Consider the following 15,623-nt stretch of genomic DNA (forward strand, 5'->3'; position numbering starts at 1 on the left):
GCGGCCAGGTGACGGCTGGGTCAGCCGAACAGCACGTCGGGGTTGAGGATGCCCGCCGGGTCGAAGCTCTGTTTGATGCGGCGCAGCAGGCCCACCTTGACCGGGTCTTCGAGTTCGAGGAAGTACGGCGTCTTGGCGCGCCCGAGGCCGTGCTCGCCGGAGATGGCGCCGCCCACTTCCATTGCGAGCGCGAAGATGTCGGTCATGAGCTTCTTGCGCGCCGTCGGCTCCTTGCAGAAGATCGCCAGGTGCACGTTGCCGTCGCCGGCGTGCCCGCAGCCGACCGCACCACCGCCCGCGGCCCCCGCCAGGTCCCGCGCGGCGGCAAGGAATTTCGGCATCGCGCCGCGTGGCACCACGGTGTCGATGATGTCGTCGGCGCCCATGGCCTTGGCCGTCCAGAACGCCTTCTCGCGGGCCTCGATGAGCTTGCGCGCCGAGGCTCCTTCGAGCACGTACGCGTCGGCGGCGCCGAGCTCGGCCAGCAGCTCGCCGGCCCGCTCGACGTCCTCGTCGAGCCGGTCGGCCGTCCGGTTTTCGAGCGCCACAACGAGATAGGCCTGGCAGCTGTCGCGGATCGCGTCGGGAACACCCAGCTCCAGGTGCTGGGTGTGGACGATCGCGGCCATCGTCATGTTGTCGACGTACTCGAGGATGTAGGGCCCGAGCCCGCTGGCCAGGATCGCTGGCACCGCCGCCATCACCTGGTCGAAGTCGGCGAACGGGGCCAGCACGGTGGCGCTGTGCTCGAGCCGCGGGTGCAGCTTGACGATCACCTCGGTGGCCAGCGCCAGGGTGCCCTCGGAGCCGACGATCAACTGCGTGAGGTCGTAGCCGGTGGACACCTTGGCGATCCTGCCGCCGGTGCGGATGATCTCGCCGGTCGGCAACACGGCCTGCAGTCCGACCACGTTGTGGCGGGCGATCCCGTACTTGACCGCGTTCATCCCGCCGGCGTTGGTGCCGACGTTGCCGCCGACGCTGGAGGACAGCTCGCCCGGGTGGACCATGTAGCGCAGCCCATAATCGGTGGTCGCGGCGTCCAGCTCGGTCAGCGTCACTCCCGGCTGCACGACGGCGACCTGGTTGACCGTGTCGACCTCGAGGATCTTGTTCATCCGCTCGAAGGAGATCAAGAGCCCGTCGGCCCGGGGGATCGCCGCGCCCGAGAGCCCCGTGCCCGAACCGCGGGCCGTCACGGGAACCTTGTTGTGCGTGGCGGTCTCGAGCAGCCGCGCGACCTCCTCGGCGCTCGACGGCTTTGCCAGGTAAGCCGGCTTCTGCGGCGGCTGGCCCAGGTCCTCGTCGTGGGCGTAGTCGTCGGGGATCGCGTCCCCGGTCAGCAGGTAGTGGGTCCCGACGATCTCCGCGAAACCCGCCGTCATGTCGTTCATGAACGCACTTTAGAACCCGCCGCTGCGGCGGGACGCAGCATCCGCCCAATGAGGAGCGCCGAGAGCTGGCCGGGCGGGAGCCGTCCGCCGGTGGCCATCACCCGGTAGCGCCACCCCGGCACGACCGCGGCGTGGCCACGGTCGAAGGCGCGCAGGCGGGCGGCCACCACGGGTTCGGTGGCGAGGCGCCGTAGATCGCGGTGTGCGAAACGTCCGAGCCGAGCGCGTCGACGAACCCGGTGCGGGTGGGCCCGGGGCACAGCGCGGTCACCGTGACGCCCGAGCCGCGGGTCTCGGCCCACAAAGCCTGACTGAGCGAGAGGACGAACGCCTTGGAAGCACCGTAGGTGGCCTGGTATGGGCCCGGCTGAAACGCGATGGTGGAGGCGACGTTCAGGATGCCGCCGCGGCCTCGCGCCAGCATGCCCGGCAACACCGCGTGGGTCAGGCGCACCAGTGCGTCGACGTTGACCGCGACCAGTTCGTGCTCGCGCCCGGTGTCGATCTCGGCGAACGCGCCGTAGGTGCCGAACCCGGCGTTGTTAACCAGGACGTCCATCGCCCGCCCGTCGAGATGGGCGATCAGGCCGGCGTTCCGGCGCCCAGGTCGCCGACGACCAGCTCCACGTACGGGCGCGCGCGGTCCCGTCCGGCCAGCACCAGCGGGAAGCCCCGCGCCGCGAGCTGGTCGGCGAAGACCGCGCCCAGCCCGGAACTGGCCCCGGTGATCACCGCCCACGCGTGATTGGACATGATTTCTCTTCGATTGCAACGGATTTGACACTCAGAGCGTGGCCGGCCAGGCCGATCGCGCCGCCCAGGATCGGCCAGATCGGCCAGAAGTACGTCGCGGCGGTCGTGGCGGCGACGGCGGCCCAGACCGCGAGCGCGACGACGGCCATGGCCAGGTAGGCGCCCGCGTGCAGGCGCACCCCGCGGCGCGCCGCGGCGACGCGGGCGGCGCGGCGGCGGGGATCGTGGCGGCGGATGCGCTCGACCGGCAGGTCGGTGAGGACCTGCCGAAGCTCGCCGGCGGTGTGCGTCTCGAAGACGGCCTGCAGCCGCGCGTCGTAGTCGGGCAGCTGCAGGTAGCCCTGGGCGAGGGCTTGGCCCAGCAGGTCGGCGGTCTTCTCGCGGTCGCGGTCGCCGGCCAGCAGTTCGAGCGGTGTGGTCATCGGGGGCTCCCTCCGCTGACGATGTGAATAGCATTAACATAGACTACGATGTTAATGTCGTCAACATGGCTCGGGTCGCGCGGCGCAACAGCTACCACCACGGCGACCTCAAGCGCGCGCTGACCGACGCGGCGCTGGCGCTGGTGGCCGAGAAGGGGCCGAAGGGTTTCACGCTCACCGAGGCCGCCCGGCGCGCGGGTGTGAGCGCCGCGGCGCCGTATCGGCACTTCGCCGACAAGGCGGAGCTGCTGGCCGCGGTCGCCGAGCAGGGCTTCGGTGACCTGCACGCCGAGCTGGCGGCGGCCGCCGAGCGCGTGGCGGAACCGCGGGAGCGCGTGATCGAGCTGGGCCGGGTGTATGTGCGCTGGGCCGTCGGCCATCCCGACCACTACCAGGTGATGTTCGGGTCGGAGTCGCTCAAGGCCGAGCGCCCGAGCCTGGCGACGGCCGCCGAGCGGGCGTTCGACGACCTGCTCGCCGCGATCACGACGTGTCAGCAGGCGGGCCTCGTCGACGGGGACGATCCGCGCGAACTCGCCGCGCCGCTGTGGTCGCTGGTGCACGGGATCGCGTCGCTGACGATCGGCGGCGAGCTGCGTGCGGTGGGCATCGGGCAAGATCCAGAGGAGATCGTCAAGGGTGTTGTGGCCCAGTTGCTCTAGCGGCCGTGGTGCGGGGCTCGTAGCATCTGCTCACGCTCACCGGAGAGCAGGTACGAGATGACCGATGCCCCCACCGGCGTGACCGACGTCGACAAATGGGACCGCGGCATGACCGAGCGCATAATCGCGCTGACCCGACCGATCGTCAAGCGCTACTTCCGCTCCGAGGTGCGCGGCCTGGACAACATGCCGCCGGGGCCGTCGTTGGTGGTGGCCAACCATTCCGGCGGCATGCTGACCTTCGACCTGTCGGTGTTCGCGGTCGACTACTACGACACCTACGGCTACGAGCGTCCCCTCTACGCGCTCGCCTTCGACACGGTCTTCGCCGGCCCGGCCGCCGACTTCTTCCGGCGCACCGGGGTGATACGGGCGACCCGCGAGAACGCCGCCAGGGCCCTGGATGCCGGTGGCGTCGTGCTGGTCTTCCCGGGCGGGGACTTCGACGTCTACCGGCCGACCCTGCGCGAGAACGCCATCGACTTCGACGGGCGAACCGGCTACATCAGCACGGCGATGGAGGCCGGCGTGCCGATCGTTCCCGCGGTCTCCATCGGCGGGCAGGAAAGCCAGTTCTTTCTGTCGCGCGGCCAGTGGTTGTCGCGCCTGCTCGGGCTCACCAAGTTCGAACGCAAGTTCTTCCGAACGAACATCCTGCCGATCACGTTCGGCTTTCCGTTCGGTCTCAGCGTCTTGGCGCCGGTCAACATTCCGCTGCCCACCAAGATCGTCACCGAGGTGTTGCCACCGATCGACCTCGCAGCGGTCGGCGTCGCTGCTGACGTCAAAAGGCTTGACGCGCATGTGCGTTGGGTGATGCAGAAGGGCCTGCAGGCACTGGCCGCCCAGCGTCACTTTCCGATTCTGGGCTGAGATGGCGCCGGGGCGAAGGTGACCGGCAGCGTGGCCAGCCCGGTCATGCTGGGGTTGCCCAGATACTGGCGGACGCCCTCGAGTTCGACGCGGTAGTCGGGAATGCGCTCGAGCACCGCGGCGACCATCACCTGCGACACCACGCGCGCCAGGTGCGAGCCGATGCAGCGGTGCGGCCCCAGCCCGAACGCGACGTGGCGGTTGGGTGCGCGGTCCAGCACGATCTCGTCGGGCCGGTCGAACTCCTTCGCGTCGTGGTTGGCCGAGAGCCAGCTGAGGACGACGCGGTCGTTTTTCCGCAGGTGTTGACCGCCGATTTCGACGTCGCGGGTCACGGTGCGGCTCAGGGTCTGGTTGACCGAGAAGTAGCGCAGGAACTCGTCGGTGGCGCTGCGGTGCAGTTCGGGGTGGTCGATGAGTTGTCGGCGCAGCTGCGGGTGGGTGCCCAGGTGCAGCAGGGTCAGCGCGGTCTGGGAGGTCGTGGTGTCCACACCGCCGGCGATGAGGTTCCACAGGATGTTGAGCAGTTGTTCGTCGGAGAGGCGCCGGCCGTCGAATTCGAACGCGATGAGGAAGCTGGTCAGGTCGTCTCGCGGATTGCCGCGCCGGGCGGCCGCGAAGTCGAGGACGCCCTGCATCAGGGCGGGCACCTGCGCGATGGCCTGTGCGTACTCGGTGCTGTCCTGCGAGAGCGCCATGACGGAGTGGAACAGGTTGGCGTAGAGGTGCCAGTTGTCGTACGGCAGGCCCATGAGCTTCATGGTGAGGATGGCCGGGACCGGGCTGGCGTAGTCGAGCACGAGGTCCATCCGGCCGTCGGCGATGCGGCGGTCGAGGAACTCGTGTGCCTTCTGCTCCATGAACGGCTCGAGTTTGTGCACGGCGCCGGGGGAGAGGAACGGGGCCAGCGCGTGCCGCAGCGCCTGGTGATACGGGCCGTCGATCTCGCCGATGCCCAGCGCCGGTTGGCCTTCGGGGCGCGGGACACCCATCTCGCCCTGGTAGTCGACGCCGTCGTCGGCGTCGGGCTCGTATTTGTGGGCGAAGGTCTCGCCATCGCGGGCGGCGCGGCTGACGGCGTCATAGCTGCTGAGGTACCAGAAGCCGCCGTAGTTGGTGTTCCAGGCGACCGGGCATCGTTGTCGGAGGTTGGCGTTGACAGCCAGTTCGTCGAGGTTGAATTCGTCGGAGTGATGGTCGAAGTCGACGATTGCGTCGTCGGTGATGCCGGGGCGTGTGACCATCGGGAAGCCTTTCACGGCAAGGAGATCTGGCCGAGGTGGGGATTGCGCGCGTAGTGGTTTGTCTGTGCATTATTACGCCTTCGAGCGGTGCGGAGATAGCGTTCACTGTCAGGTTTCGAGACCGGCCGGCCGCTGTTTGGTCGCGACGTAGAGGTGGACGCTGCCGAAACCACCGAGTTGCTCGTGGTGGACATCGAACCCGAAGCTGTCGAAGATCGCCGGCATGTCGCGGATCACGTCGCCCGCGCGCTTCCACAAGCCGGCCACGGTGCGGCCCAGCCGGTGGCCGTCGTCGGGATAGCCCACGTCGATCAATACCAGCCGCCCCTGATGCCTTAGCACGCGATGCATTTGGGTCATGGCCCGTTGAGCGTCGGGATAGCCGCTGAAGGACATGGTGTTGACGACGGTGTCGAACTGGCCGTCGGCGAAGGGCAGCGCCTCGACGTTTGCCTGACGCAGCTGGGCCGTCACGCCCGCCCGGCGCAGATTGTGCCGGGCGACCGCGACCATGCGCGCGTTGAGGTCCACCCCGCAGGTGTCGAAGTTGTTGGCGCAGCGGGTGAGCAACCAACCGGTTCCGAAAGAAACCTCGAGGACACGCGGGCCGCGGATGTGCGGGAGCGCTGCGCTGAGCCAATGCCGCCAGACCGGCAGCAGCTTGACCGCCAGGTCGTAGGGGCGGGCCCACCGCGTGTACATGCGATCGAAGTGTGCGGTGAATGCGCGGGCGTCACGCGGCTCCGACGGCCGGGGGCCATTCGACGAATCCTGCCGGCTCATCGCGGCTCCCTCTCGCGCCCAGCGTGGTTTTCGCCGGATTGCGGCGCGCCCGTGGCACCGGCGTCCGGTCGCTAAGCTATCACCCTGGGTGGTCGGCCATTCGCGGATTTCGCGGTCGGTGGGGCGCCGGTCCACAAGGCGCTGCCGGGAGGACTGTAATGGAAAGTCACCGAACGGTTTTCAACCATGTCGGGTTGTGTGTCGCGGATCGGGAGCGGTCGCGGCGCTTCTACGAGGGGCTGCTCGGGTTCGAGTTCTGGTGGGAGATCGAGCCGCCCGACGACCGCACCGCCCGGCTGGTGGGGCTGCCCGAGCCGCTGGGCGTGCACGCGACGTATCTGGTGCGTGACGGGTTCGTGCTCGAACTGATCGACTACTCCAGGCGCGACGTGCATGCCGGGCCCGAGCGCGTCATGGACCAGGTGGGGCTGACGCACATCTCGTTCTCGGTGTCCGACCTGCCCGGCGTGCTGGCCCGGGTCGCGGACTTCGGGGGAGCGGTGGTCTCCGAATCGGTGACCGAGGGGTCGGCGATGATCCGCGACCCCGACGGGCAGCTGCTGGAGCTGCTGCCCGAGGGGTGGCTTGCGGTGTTGCCGCCGCGGCCGTAGCGGGTATGTCGGCGGGTTGGTCCTGTTGTCGGTGCCCGGTGGGATCGTGTCGCTCATGGTGACGACGACCCGGTGGGATCGTGTCGCTCATGGTGACGACCCGGTGGGAGGCCGCGATGATCGCAGTGAAGTTGACGGGTGCGGCGGTGCTGGCGGGCGCCGCGCTGGGCGTGCTGACCGCCGCGCCGGCGCACGCCGCTCCGCCGTGCGCGCAGTTCGGCACCTGCCAGTACATGCCGAACCCCAATTACGACGGCCCGTTGCTCCCGACGTGGGACACGCCCGGAACCTACGGCGGCTGGACGAACCTGCCGGTGATGTGCGACCCGGCGGCGTATCGGTGTGAGCAGTACGTCCCGGTGCCGTGACCGCGCCGGGTGCGGAAATGCATGGCTGCTCCGTGTAGCACATTAAGTGCTACACTAGTCGCCATGGACAGCATCGGGATCCGTGAATTGCGCCAGAACGCCAGCGTGTGGATCGCGAAAGTCAAGGCGGGGCTGACCGTCCAAATCACCGACCGCGGTCGGCCGGTAGCGCGGCTGGTGCCGATCACGCCCGCCGAACAGGTGCGTGACCAACTCATCGCCCACGGCCGGTTGATCCCCGCTGCCGCGCCCCGAGTCCCCCTCGACAGGGCCGATCTGATCGAGGGCCCGCCACTCTCGTCCATACTGGATGAACAACGCTCCGATCGATGATCTACCTCGATACGTCGGCTACCGTGAAACTGGTTGCGGCTGAAGAAGAGTCCGCGGCCCTGATCGATTGGCTCAACGCACACCCCGACGAAAACCTCGTCACCAGCGCCGTGGGCCACATCGAGCTGATCCGAGCGGCCACACGAATCGGGCCCCAAGCTGTAGCGCTCGCGCGAAATGTCGCCGCGACGATCGACACCCTTGTTCTGACGGACGCTATCGCGGCAGCGGCGGCCACGAGCTCGCCTGCCGAGCTGCGGACCCTGGACGCAATACACCTGGCCACGGCGCATATCCACCGAAAGTCGCTGACCGCTTTCTGCGCCTACGATCGCCGGCTGCTCGGCGCAGCCGAATCGCATGGGCTGCCAACGGTTTCCCCGCGCGGCGCCGCAGACATCAGCTAGCCCGAAGTTACGACTGCTTTCGGGCGTTATCTGATTGTTGAACTGGGTAGATGGTTTTGAACCGGCGTAGATATGTAGTCAGAATATGCGGCGTGTCGCCTTCGCGGGAAGTTTGGAATGAAATATGATCGTTGTTATGCCGCGTCAGCAGGGCCGGGTTCACGTAGTCAGAGTCCGGAAGACGCACGTGGACAAGCAGGGCCAGCGCCGCCAGTACACGTCGGCCTACCTGCGGCGCACTTACCGAGACGGCGCTGCGGTGCGCAACGAGACCGTGGCCAACCTGTCGATGCTGCCGCCGGAGTCCGTCGACGCGATCGAGGCGACGCTGAAGGGTCAGACGCTGGTGCCGGCGGGCAGCGAATTCAGCATCGTGCGGTCGCTGCCGCATGGGCACGTGGCCGCGGTCGCGGCGGTAGCGCGCCAGCTGGGCCTGCCCGCGCTGCTGGGCCCGGCCGGGCGCAGACGCGATCTCGTCCTGGCGCTGATCGTCTCGCGGGTGATCCGGCCCGGCTCGAAACTATCCACGCTGGCGTGGTGGCCCGACACCACGTTGGCCACCGACCTGGGGGTGGCCGGCGCATCCACCGACGAGATCTACGCCGCGATGGACTGGCTGGCCGGCCGACAGGGGGCGATCGAGAAAAAGCTCGCGGCCAAACACCTCGCCCCGCAGGTGAATCCGGGCCGGATGGCACTGTTCGATTTGACCAGCGCATGGGTGACCGGCCGGTGTTGCGAGCTGGCCGCGCGCGGCTACTCCCGCGACGGCAAGAAAGGCTGCGAGCAGATCGAGTACGGGGTGCTCACCGATCCGGCCGGGCGCCCGGTCGCGGTGCGGGTGTTCAAAGGCAACACCGCCGACCCGGATGCCTTCACTGAGATCGTCACCGTCATCCGCAACGAGCTGGGCATCCAGCGGTTGGTGTTGGTGGGCGATCGCGGCATGGTCACCTCTGCGCGCATCGACGCGCTGCGCAAGCTCAACGACGACCCCGACACCGCCACCGATTTCGGGTGGATCACCGCGCTGCGCGCCCCGGCGATCGCCAAACTGGCCGCCGACGACGGCCCGCTGCAGATGAGCCTTTTCGACACCCAGGACCTGGCCGAGATCACCCATCCCGACTACCCCGGCGAACGGCTGATCGCCTGCCGCAACCCCGCGCTGGCCGCCGAACGCGCCCGCAAACGCAGCGACCTGCTCAACGCGACCGAGAAACTACTCGCCGCGATCGCCGACCGGGTCAACCGCGGCACCCTGCGCGGGGCCGGCAAGATCGGCGAAGTGGTCGGCGCGGCCATCGGGAAGTACAAGATGGGCAAGCACTTTCACCGCGACATCACCGACACCAGCTTCACCTACCGCCGCGACCAGGCCCGCATCGAGGCCGAAGCCGCCCTCGACGGCATCTACGTGCTGCGCACCAGCGTCGACGCCGAGGACCTCGACCCCGGCGCGGTGGTGCAAAGCTACAAGAACCTCGCCAACGTCGAGCGCGACTTTCGCATCATCAAAACCGACGATCTGGACCTGCGGCCCATCCACCACCGTCTCGAGGACCGCGTCAAAGCCCACGTGCTGATCTGCCTGCTCGCCTGCTACCTCATCTGGCACCTGCGCAAAACCTGGGCGCCAATGACATTCACCGACGAGCACCCACCCCAGCGGGATAACCCGGTCGCGCCCGCACAGCGCTCACCCCACGCCGATGCCAAAGCCACCCGCAAGCACGACACCCACGGCAACCCGCTGCGCAGCTTCCGTGGACTGCTCGACCACCTGGCCACATTGACCCGCAACCAGGTCCGCTACCCCGGCGCTAACACCGAAGTCCCCATACTGGCCGAACCCACCCCCGACCAACGCCGCGCCTTCGACCTGCTCAACACCCCGATCCCGCTCACCATCACCGCGTAGCCAGAACAACCACCCCCCAAACCAAACAAATCCCCAGTTCAGCCCAGGTATTCACCCATTTCAGCTACAGTAACTTCGGGCTAGCCGATTGCCCGGCACGGGTGTGCGCCTGGCAGCGACAACGTCACCGTCGCTGGTTGTCCTCGACGGAGACGACGAATTTCGCCCCGGTCAGGGCGGCCAGGACCTCGTCGCGGTGCTCGGGGCCGCGGGTCTCGACGGTGAGCCGCACCTCGACCTCGTCCAGGGCGAGCCGGCGTGCCGTGCGGGAGTGCACCACGTCGAGCACGCTGGCGCCGCTCGCGCCGACCACGTCGAGCAGGCGGCCGAGCGCGCCGGGTCGATCCGGGATGGTGACGGTCACCGAGAGGTAGCGCCCGGCGGCGCGCAGGCCGTGGGTGATCACGTGGGTCGACACCAGGGGGTCGATGTTACCGCCGGACAGGACCGCACACACCGGGCCGGACAGGGCGAGTTCGGGCGCCAGGGTCATCAGCGCCGCCACCGCCGCCGCCCCGGCCGGTTCGACGACGAGTTTTGCGCGCTCCATGCACAACAGCAGCGCATGCGACAGGGCGTCTTCGGTGACGGTGCGCACCGAGTCGGCGAACGCGGCGACGTGGGCGAACGTGACGGCCCCGGGCATCGCGACGGCGATGCCGTCGGCGATCGTCGACATCGACTCCAGGCGCACCGGGTGCCCGGCGGCCAGCGAGGCCGGCCAGGCCGCCGCGTTGGCGGCCTGCACGCCGACCACCCGGACGTGCGGCGCCAGATGATGTGCGGCCGTGGCGATGCCGGCGAGCAGTCCGCCGCCGCCGGTCGGCACCACAATGGTTGCGACGTCGGGGATCTGGTGCAGGATCTCCAGCCCGACGGTGGCCTGGCCGGCGATGACGTCGGCGTGGTCGAACGGGTGGATGAACACCGCGTCATGCCGCAGCGCGTAGTCGAGCGCCGCGGCCAGCGCCTCGTCGACGGTGTCGCCGACCAGGTGGACCTGGGCGCCATAACCCTTGGTGGCCAACAGTTTCGGCAGCGCGACGGTGACCGGCATGAACACCGTCGAGGCGATTCCCAGTTCGGTCGCGGCCCACGCGACGCCCTGCGCGTGGTTGCCGGCGCTGGCTGCGACCACGCCGCGGGCGCGTTCCGCGGCGCTCAGGCCGGCGATCCGGTGGTAGGCGCCGCGGGCCTTGAACGAGCCGGTGTGTTGCAGGTTTTCGCATTTGAGCCAGGTGGGTTGGCCGGTGTGCTCCGAGAGCACCCGCGACGCGATGACGGGGCTTGGTCGCAGCACCGGCCGGAGCCGGTCGGCCGCGGCGTCTAGCTGGTCGCACGTCAGCAGTGGTATGACCGGGTTGTTTTGTCTCACAGCGCTTCCCGAAGGAATCCCAGGACCGCCCCGGCCTCGGCGAACCCGCCGAGGTGGCTCTCGCCCGGACACACGACGAGGTCGGCGTCGGGCAGGTGCGAGACCGCCGACCGGGCCGCGGCGAGGGGCACCAGCGGGTCGGCGTCGCCGTGCCACCACCGCACCGGGGCCTTGACGTCGGCCAACCGGAAACCCCAGTCGCGCCCGAACAGGCGCAGGTCGTCGATGGTCGCCTGGCAGCCGCCCCTGAGGGAGAGCACGAAGTCCTCGACGAACACGGCCTCCATGGCGGGGTCGGCGAACACCCGCTGGTCGCCGGCGGGCTGAAACACCGAGTACGCGCGCAGGCCGTAATGCGCGGCGGGAATCAGGGGTGCGAGCAGCCCGAACGTGAGCGCCGCCAACGGCCGGCGCAGCGTCGACAGCAGCGGTGCCGCGCGGCGGGCGAGGCCGTCGACGGGGCCGGCGCCGGCCTCGGGCCCGACCGACGGGACCATGCCGCCCAGCACCGCCACGGCGGCCACGCGGGCGGCCGGCGGCGACACCGCGCCGCAGGCCAGGGCGAAGGGGCCGCCGCCGGAGAGCCCGACGACGCCCAGCCGTTGGGCGCCGAGGGCGTCGGCCACCTCGGCCGTGTCGGCGGCCCAATCGGCCACCGCGGCGTACGCGTGCGGGTCCGACAGGCCCGAACCCGGCCGCTCCACGACGACCACGCGCAGGCCGAGTCGTTCGGCGGCGCGCCGGCCGGGTAGCGAGAGCTGGCGTCTGCCACCCGGGGTGCCGTGGCACCACAGCACCACCTCGCCGCGGGGGTCGCCGTATTCGGCGAAGCCCAGGCGACGGCCGTCGGACAGGTGGAAACGCCCTTCGGCGCGGGGCTTTTCGACGGGTCCGACGCGGAAGGGGTGCCGCAGGGGATTGCTCAGTTTCATGGTCTGGGACGAGGGTAGGCGACCCGGGGCGGTGGGACCAGCAAAACGGCTGAGCGGGTTGGCTCGGTGGCCCGGGACAACGATTTCGATGCCCTCGAGCGTTGGCGCCGAGCTGACCGTCACCCGGGCCTGGTGCCTCTGGCCGAGTCGGCACTCTTTGTGCCCGCCTCACAGCGACAAGCGTTCCCGGTCGTCGGCTCAGGCGAGCAGTCCCCGGATGTCGTCGGCGGTGAGCGCCGAGCCGAACGCGTTGCCGTCGTCGATGACGCTGGCGAACAACTTGGCCTTCCGGGCGTTGAGGGCCATCACCTTGTCCTCGATGGTGTCGCGGGCAATGAGCCTGTACACCATGACGTTTCGCGTCTGGCCGATGCGGTGGGTGCGGTCGACGGCCTGGGCCTCGGTGGCCGGGTTCCACCACGGGTCGAGCAGGAAGCAGTAGTCGGCCTCGGTGAGGTTGAGCCCGAATCCGCCGGCCTTGAGACTGATCAGGAACACCGGTGCGGTGCCCTCCTTGAACCGCTGTATGGCGGCGGCGCGGTTGCGGGTTCGCCCGTCCAGGTAGCAGTAGTCGATTCCCTCGGTGTCGAGGCGATCGCGGACCCGGCCCAGGAACCGGGTGAACTGACTGAACACCAGCGCGCGGTGACCGCCGTCGACGACGTCGCGCAGATGCTCGGCGAGTACGTCGATCTTGGCGCAGGCCGGCGCGTCGTGGGCGGGATCGACGAGACCGGGGTGCAGCGCCATCTGCCGCAACACGGTCAGCGACTTCAAAATCGTGAACCGGTTGCGCTGCATGTCGTCGAGCAGGCCGAGCACCTTCTGTCGCTCGCGTGCGAGGCGCTTGTTGTAGAGGGCGCGATGCCGCGGTGGCAGCTCGATGTCGAGGACCTGCTCTTGTTTGGGCGGCAGTTCGGCGGCGACGAGCTCTTTGGTGCGGCGCTTGACCAGCGGCTTGATGCGGCGCCGGAACAGGGCCAAAAGCTCGGCGTCGCCGCTCTTTTCGATGGGTTTGGCGTAGAACTCGGCGAACTTGGTCGGGCTGGGGAACAATCCGGGGGCGGTGATCGACAGCAGCGACCACAGCTCCATGAGATTGTTCTCCATGGGGGTGCCGGTGATGGCCAGCTTGAACGGTGCGGCCAGCTTGCGGGCGCACTGGTAGGTCTTGGCGTGATGGTTCTTGACGTACTGGGCCTCGTCGAGGATCAATCCGGACCAGGCCCGGGCGGCGTGGGCGTCGAAGTCGAGGCGAAACAACGTGTACGAGGTGACGACGATGTCGGCGCCCGCCGCCAACTCGTCGAGGTCGGCGCCGGCGCGGTGCAGGGTGTCGTAGAGTGCCACGACCGACAGCTCGGGTGCGAACCGTGTGGCCTCGGCGGCCCAGTTGGCCACCACGCTGGCCGGTGCGACCACCAGAAACGGAGCCATGCCCGGATTGTGCTGGCGGGCATGGCAGATCAGCGCCAGCGTCTGGACCGTCTTGCCCAGGCCCATGTCGTCGGCCAGGATCCCGCCGAGCCCGTGGGAGTACAGGGTTGCCAGCCAGGCGAACCCGTCGGCCTGATACGGCCTGAGCTCGGCGCGCAGGCCGCCCGGCAGTGCTGCCGGTTCCAGGCCCTGCAGCGCGCGCAGCCCATTGACCTGGCGCCGCCACTCGTCGGCCTGGCGGGTCACGACCCCGAGCTCGGCCAACTCGTCGAACATCCCCACCTGGAACCGGCTGATGCGGGTCGGCCCCTCTTCGGCGTCGGTGAGCGCGCGGGCCTCGGCGATGAGCTGACGCAGCTTGACCAGCTCCGGCTTGTCGAGGGCGAAGTAGGCGCCGTCGGGCAGCAGCAGGTGCGACTGGCCGGATGCGAGCGCGGTGAATACGCTGACGAACGGAACCTGGTTGCCCTCGATACTGATCGTGACGCCCAGGTCGAACCAGTCCGTCTCGCCGGGCACCGCGTCCGTCGTCACCGCGATGACCAGCGAGCCGCCCGCTTCGCGATAGTGCACCGGATCGCCGAGAACCTCGAGGGTGATATCGGGGAGCTCGCCGAGCAGCGGTTGAATTTCGGTGGCGAATCGCATGGTGTCCAGGCCGGACAGCGACGTTCCGGTGAGAGTGCCGTCGGCGCCGCGGAGACCCACCTGCTCCAGCGGCGCGTCGATGCTCGACGCGAGCGCACTCTCGGCCGCCGGGTCGCGGTAATCGGCAAGCCGAAACGCGTCGACCGGAACGCGAATGTCGTTGTCGGCCAACCGGTATGCCCATTCCCAGGTCAACTCAAGCTGGTGGTCGTCCCGGTAGTCCGCGTGCAGGACCAGGGACGGGCCGACGATCGTGGGCGGCGTGAAGGAATCGTCGGAGGAGGTGATGGCCGCGATGCGGCGCAGCCTGGGGTAGTAGTCCGCGGCGAAGCGCGGCACCTCGTCGGCAGGGATGACCAGCGGCTGGTCACCGAGAGCGATGCGCTGCAAAGCCTCTGGCGCCGGCTTGTCCAGACGGGCCAGCCGCAAGCCACCGTCGTCGTACACCGCGCCGTGCCCCGAGGAGCCGATGAAGGCCAGGGGACGTGTCGTCGTGCCGTCGACCCGAAGCGCCGGCGTGACGGTCAGATCGCCGGAGTCGTTGGCGGTCACGTCCAGGCACAGCTGCCCCTCGACGTAGGGCGGCACCTCCCGCAGAGGTCGGGCCTGCAGCAGCCGCACCCCGACCCGGCGTCCCTCGTCGAGCAGCGACCACAATTGCGGGGACCCGAATCGCCGCAGCGAGATCGTCTTCCCGTCGTCGTACGCGTAACCACCGTACGAATAGCTGTAGTAGTCAGGCGAAGCCGAGTTCGATGCCCGGTAAGTGGCGTAGAGCTCCTGCAGCACCCGAACCTGGGCGTCGGGATAGTTGTGGCGCAGCGCGGGTAGCCTGGCCCAACTCAGGTCGCCGGCCACCCAGCCGCCGCGCTTTCCGGGCCGCACCAGCCGCGCGTCGAGAATCGGCGACGACCCGTTCACCGCCAACGTCAGCTCGACGGCCAGTGGTGTCCTGGTGTTGTCGTTGGTGAGGGGTGGGGGCAACAGCGCGTCCAGCGATCGGCGCCATGTCGGGGGAGCCGGCGGGGCCGGTGCATGGGCGGGCCGCAGCACCGTGGGCCCCGCGGCGGCGAGGACGACCGCCGCGACGTGTTTGCAGTCCTGCACCATCGGGCAGGTGCAGTCACCACCGTCGAGGGCGTACGCGTCGTCGCCGATAGGCACAAGTTCCGCCGTGGTCAGGTAGGTGCGGCCGTGGTTGCCGCGGACGGTGCCGGAAAGTTGCTCGGCGTCCGGGTCCCACAGGCAGCGCAGCACGCGTCCCTCGCGGGCATACGCCATGCCGCGCCGCCAGGTGTCGGCGTCGAGCATCTCGAAGGTGCTCTCCAGATCGATCGACGGATACATCAGTGACCGCATGAACGCACCGTAACGATCCGGTCCGACAGGAAGGCCGGACCACGCCGCGCGGCGGCCGAAGTGGGGCAGATGAGGTTTGTGAGGCTGCCGGACTCCGGCAC

16 protein-coding genes are annotated in these 15,623 nt (G+C 69.1%); 7 read left to right on the forward strand and 9 right to left on the reverse strand.

Annotated elements, in window-relative coordinates; all coding sequences use genetic code 11:
• Positions 1 to 20: 20 nt before the first annotated feature.
• The 4 genes from AB8998_RS11875 to AB8998_RS11890 all read right to left on the reverse strand — a co-directional run bounded on the left by AB8998_RS11875 (position 21) and on the right by AB8998_RS11890 (position 2,569).
• The gene (locus AB8998_RS11875) at positions 21 to 1,394 is read right to left on the reverse strand and encodes an FAD-binding oxidoreductase (protein WP_369738152.1); all 1,374 of its coding nucleotides are present in this window, start codon (positions 1,392 to 1,394) and stop codon (positions 21 to 23) included.
• A gap of 97 nt (positions 1,395 to 1,491) precedes the next feature.
• Positions 1,492 to 1,953 carry an SDR family NAD(P)-dependent oxidoreductase gene (locus AB8998_RS11880; RefSeq protein WP_369738153.1) on the reverse strand — a complete coding sequence of 154 codons (462 nt, stop codon included), beginning with the start codon at positions 1,951 to 1,953 and terminating at the stop codon, positions 1,492 to 1,494.
• A 23-nt stretch (positions 1,954 to 1,976) separates the two neighbouring features.
• Positions 1,977 to 2,147: a hypothetical protein gene (locus AB8998_RS11885; RefSeq protein ID WP_369738154.1), complete on the reverse strand. Its 171-nt coding sequence runs from the start codon at positions 2,145 to 2,147 to the stop codon at positions 1,977 to 1,979.
• Positions 2,123 to 2,569: a DUF1707 domain-containing protein gene (locus tag AB8998_RS11890; protein ID WP_369738155.1), complete on the reverse strand. Its 447-nt coding sequence runs from the start codon at positions 2,567 to 2,569 to the stop codon at positions 2,123 to 2,125. Before AB8998_RS11890 ends, AB8998_RS11885 begins: the two co-directional genes overlap by 25 nt.
• A gap of 65 nt (positions 2,570 to 2,634) precedes the next feature.
• Between AB8998_RS11890 and AB8998_RS11895 the strand changes: the two genes are divergently transcribed.
• Both AB8998_RS11895 and AB8998_RS11900 read left to right on the forward strand, forming a co-directional pair.
• On the forward strand, positions 2,635 to 3,231 hold the full coding sequence (locus AB8998_RS11895) for a TetR/AcrR family transcriptional regulator (protein ID WP_369738156.1): 597 nt from the start codon (positions 2,635 to 2,637) through the stop codon (positions 3,229 to 3,231).
• A 57-nt stretch (positions 3,232 to 3,288) separates the two neighbouring features.
• Positions 3,289 to 4,104, forward strand: coding sequence for a lysophospholipid acyltransferase family protein (locus AB8998_RS11900; protein ID WP_369738157.1), 816 nt, complete (start codon positions 3,289 to 3,291; stop codon positions 4,102 to 4,104).
• Here AB8998_RS11900 and AB8998_RS11905 read toward each other — a convergent pair.
• Together AB8998_RS11905 and AB8998_RS11910 are read right to left on the reverse strand one after the other, a co-directional pair.
• Positions 4,083 to 5,348: a cytochrome P450 gene (locus tag AB8998_RS11905; protein WP_369738158.1), complete on the reverse strand. Its 1,266-nt coding sequence runs from the start codon at positions 5,346 to 5,348 to the stop codon at positions 4,083 to 4,085. The two genes, AB8998_RS11900 and AB8998_RS11905, sit on opposite strands and share 22 nt — an antisense overlap.
• A gap of 108 nt (positions 5,349 to 5,456) precedes the next feature.
• Entirely contained in the window at positions 5,457 to 6,050 is a 594-nt protein-coding gene (locus AB8998_RS11910; protein WP_369738159.1) for a class I SAM-dependent methyltransferase, read from the reverse strand.
• 239 nt (positions 6,051 to 6,289) lie between these two features.
• Here AB8998_RS11910 and AB8998_RS11915 point away from each other — a divergent pair, with 239 nt between their 5' ends.
• From AB8998_RS11915 to AB8998_RS11935, 5 genes are all read left to right on the forward strand, one after another.
• Positions 6,290 to 6,742: a VOC family protein gene (locus AB8998_RS11915; RefSeq protein WP_369738160.1), complete on the forward strand. Its 453-nt coding sequence runs from the start codon at positions 6,290 to 6,292 to the stop codon at positions 6,740 to 6,742.
• Positions 6,743 to 6,831: 89 nt separating this feature from the next.
• On the forward strand, positions 6,832 to 7,110 hold the full coding sequence (locus AB8998_RS11920) for a hypothetical protein (protein ID WP_369738161.1): 279 nt from the start codon (positions 6,832 to 6,834) through the stop codon (positions 7,108 to 7,110).
• A 63-nt stretch (positions 7,111 to 7,173) separates the two neighbouring features.
• Positions 7,174 to 7,443: a type II toxin-antitoxin system Phd/YefM family antitoxin gene (locus AB8998_RS11925; RefSeq protein WP_369738162.1), complete on the forward strand. Its 270-nt coding sequence runs from the start codon at positions 7,174 to 7,176 to the stop codon at positions 7,441 to 7,443.
• Positions 7,440 to 7,850 (forward strand): type II toxin-antitoxin system VapC family toxin, encoded by a 411-nt coding sequence (locus AB8998_RS11930; RefSeq protein ID WP_369738163.1) that lies wholly within the window; start codon positions 7,440 to 7,442, stop codon positions 7,848 to 7,850. Before AB8998_RS11925 ends, AB8998_RS11930 begins: the two co-directional genes overlap by 4 nt.
• Positions 7,851 to 7,986: 136 nt before the next feature.
• Positions 7,987 to 9,771, forward strand: coding sequence for an IS1634 family transposase (locus tag AB8998_RS11935; RefSeq protein ID WP_369737806.1), 1,785 nt, complete (start codon positions 7,987 to 7,989; stop codon positions 9,769 to 9,771).
• Between the two features lie 124 nt (positions 9,772 to 9,895).
• Here the strand turns inward: AB8998_RS11935 and ilvA are convergent, their stop codons facing one another.
• The 3 genes from ilvA to AB8998_RS11950 form a co-directional block, all read right to left on the reverse strand.
• Entirely contained in the window at positions 9,896 to 11,146 is a 1,251-nt protein-coding gene (gene ilvA / locus AB8998_RS11940) for a threonine ammonia-lyase (protein WP_369738164.1), read from the reverse strand.
• Positions 11,143 to 12,078 (reverse strand): alpha/beta fold hydrolase, encoded by a 936-nt coding sequence (locus AB8998_RS11945; protein ID WP_369738165.1) that lies wholly within the window; start codon positions 12,076 to 12,078, stop codon positions 11,143 to 11,145. The genes ilvA and AB8998_RS11945 overlap by 4 nt, the downstream gene beginning before the upstream one ends.
• 198 nt (positions 12,079 to 12,276) lie before the next feature.
• Positions 12,277 to 15,522 carry an SNF2-related protein gene (locus AB8998_RS11950; RefSeq protein ID WP_369738166.1) on the reverse strand — a complete coding sequence of 1,082 codons (3,246 nt, stop codon included), beginning with the start codon at positions 15,520 to 15,522 and terminating at the stop codon, positions 12,277 to 12,279.
• Positions 15,523 to 15,623: the final 101 nt, after the last annotated feature.

Source organism: Mycobacterium sp. HUMS_12744610, assembly GCF_041206865.1.
Lineage (GTDB): Bacteria > Actinomycetota > Actinomycetes > Mycobacteriales > Mycobacteriaceae > Mycobacterium > Mycobacterium servetii.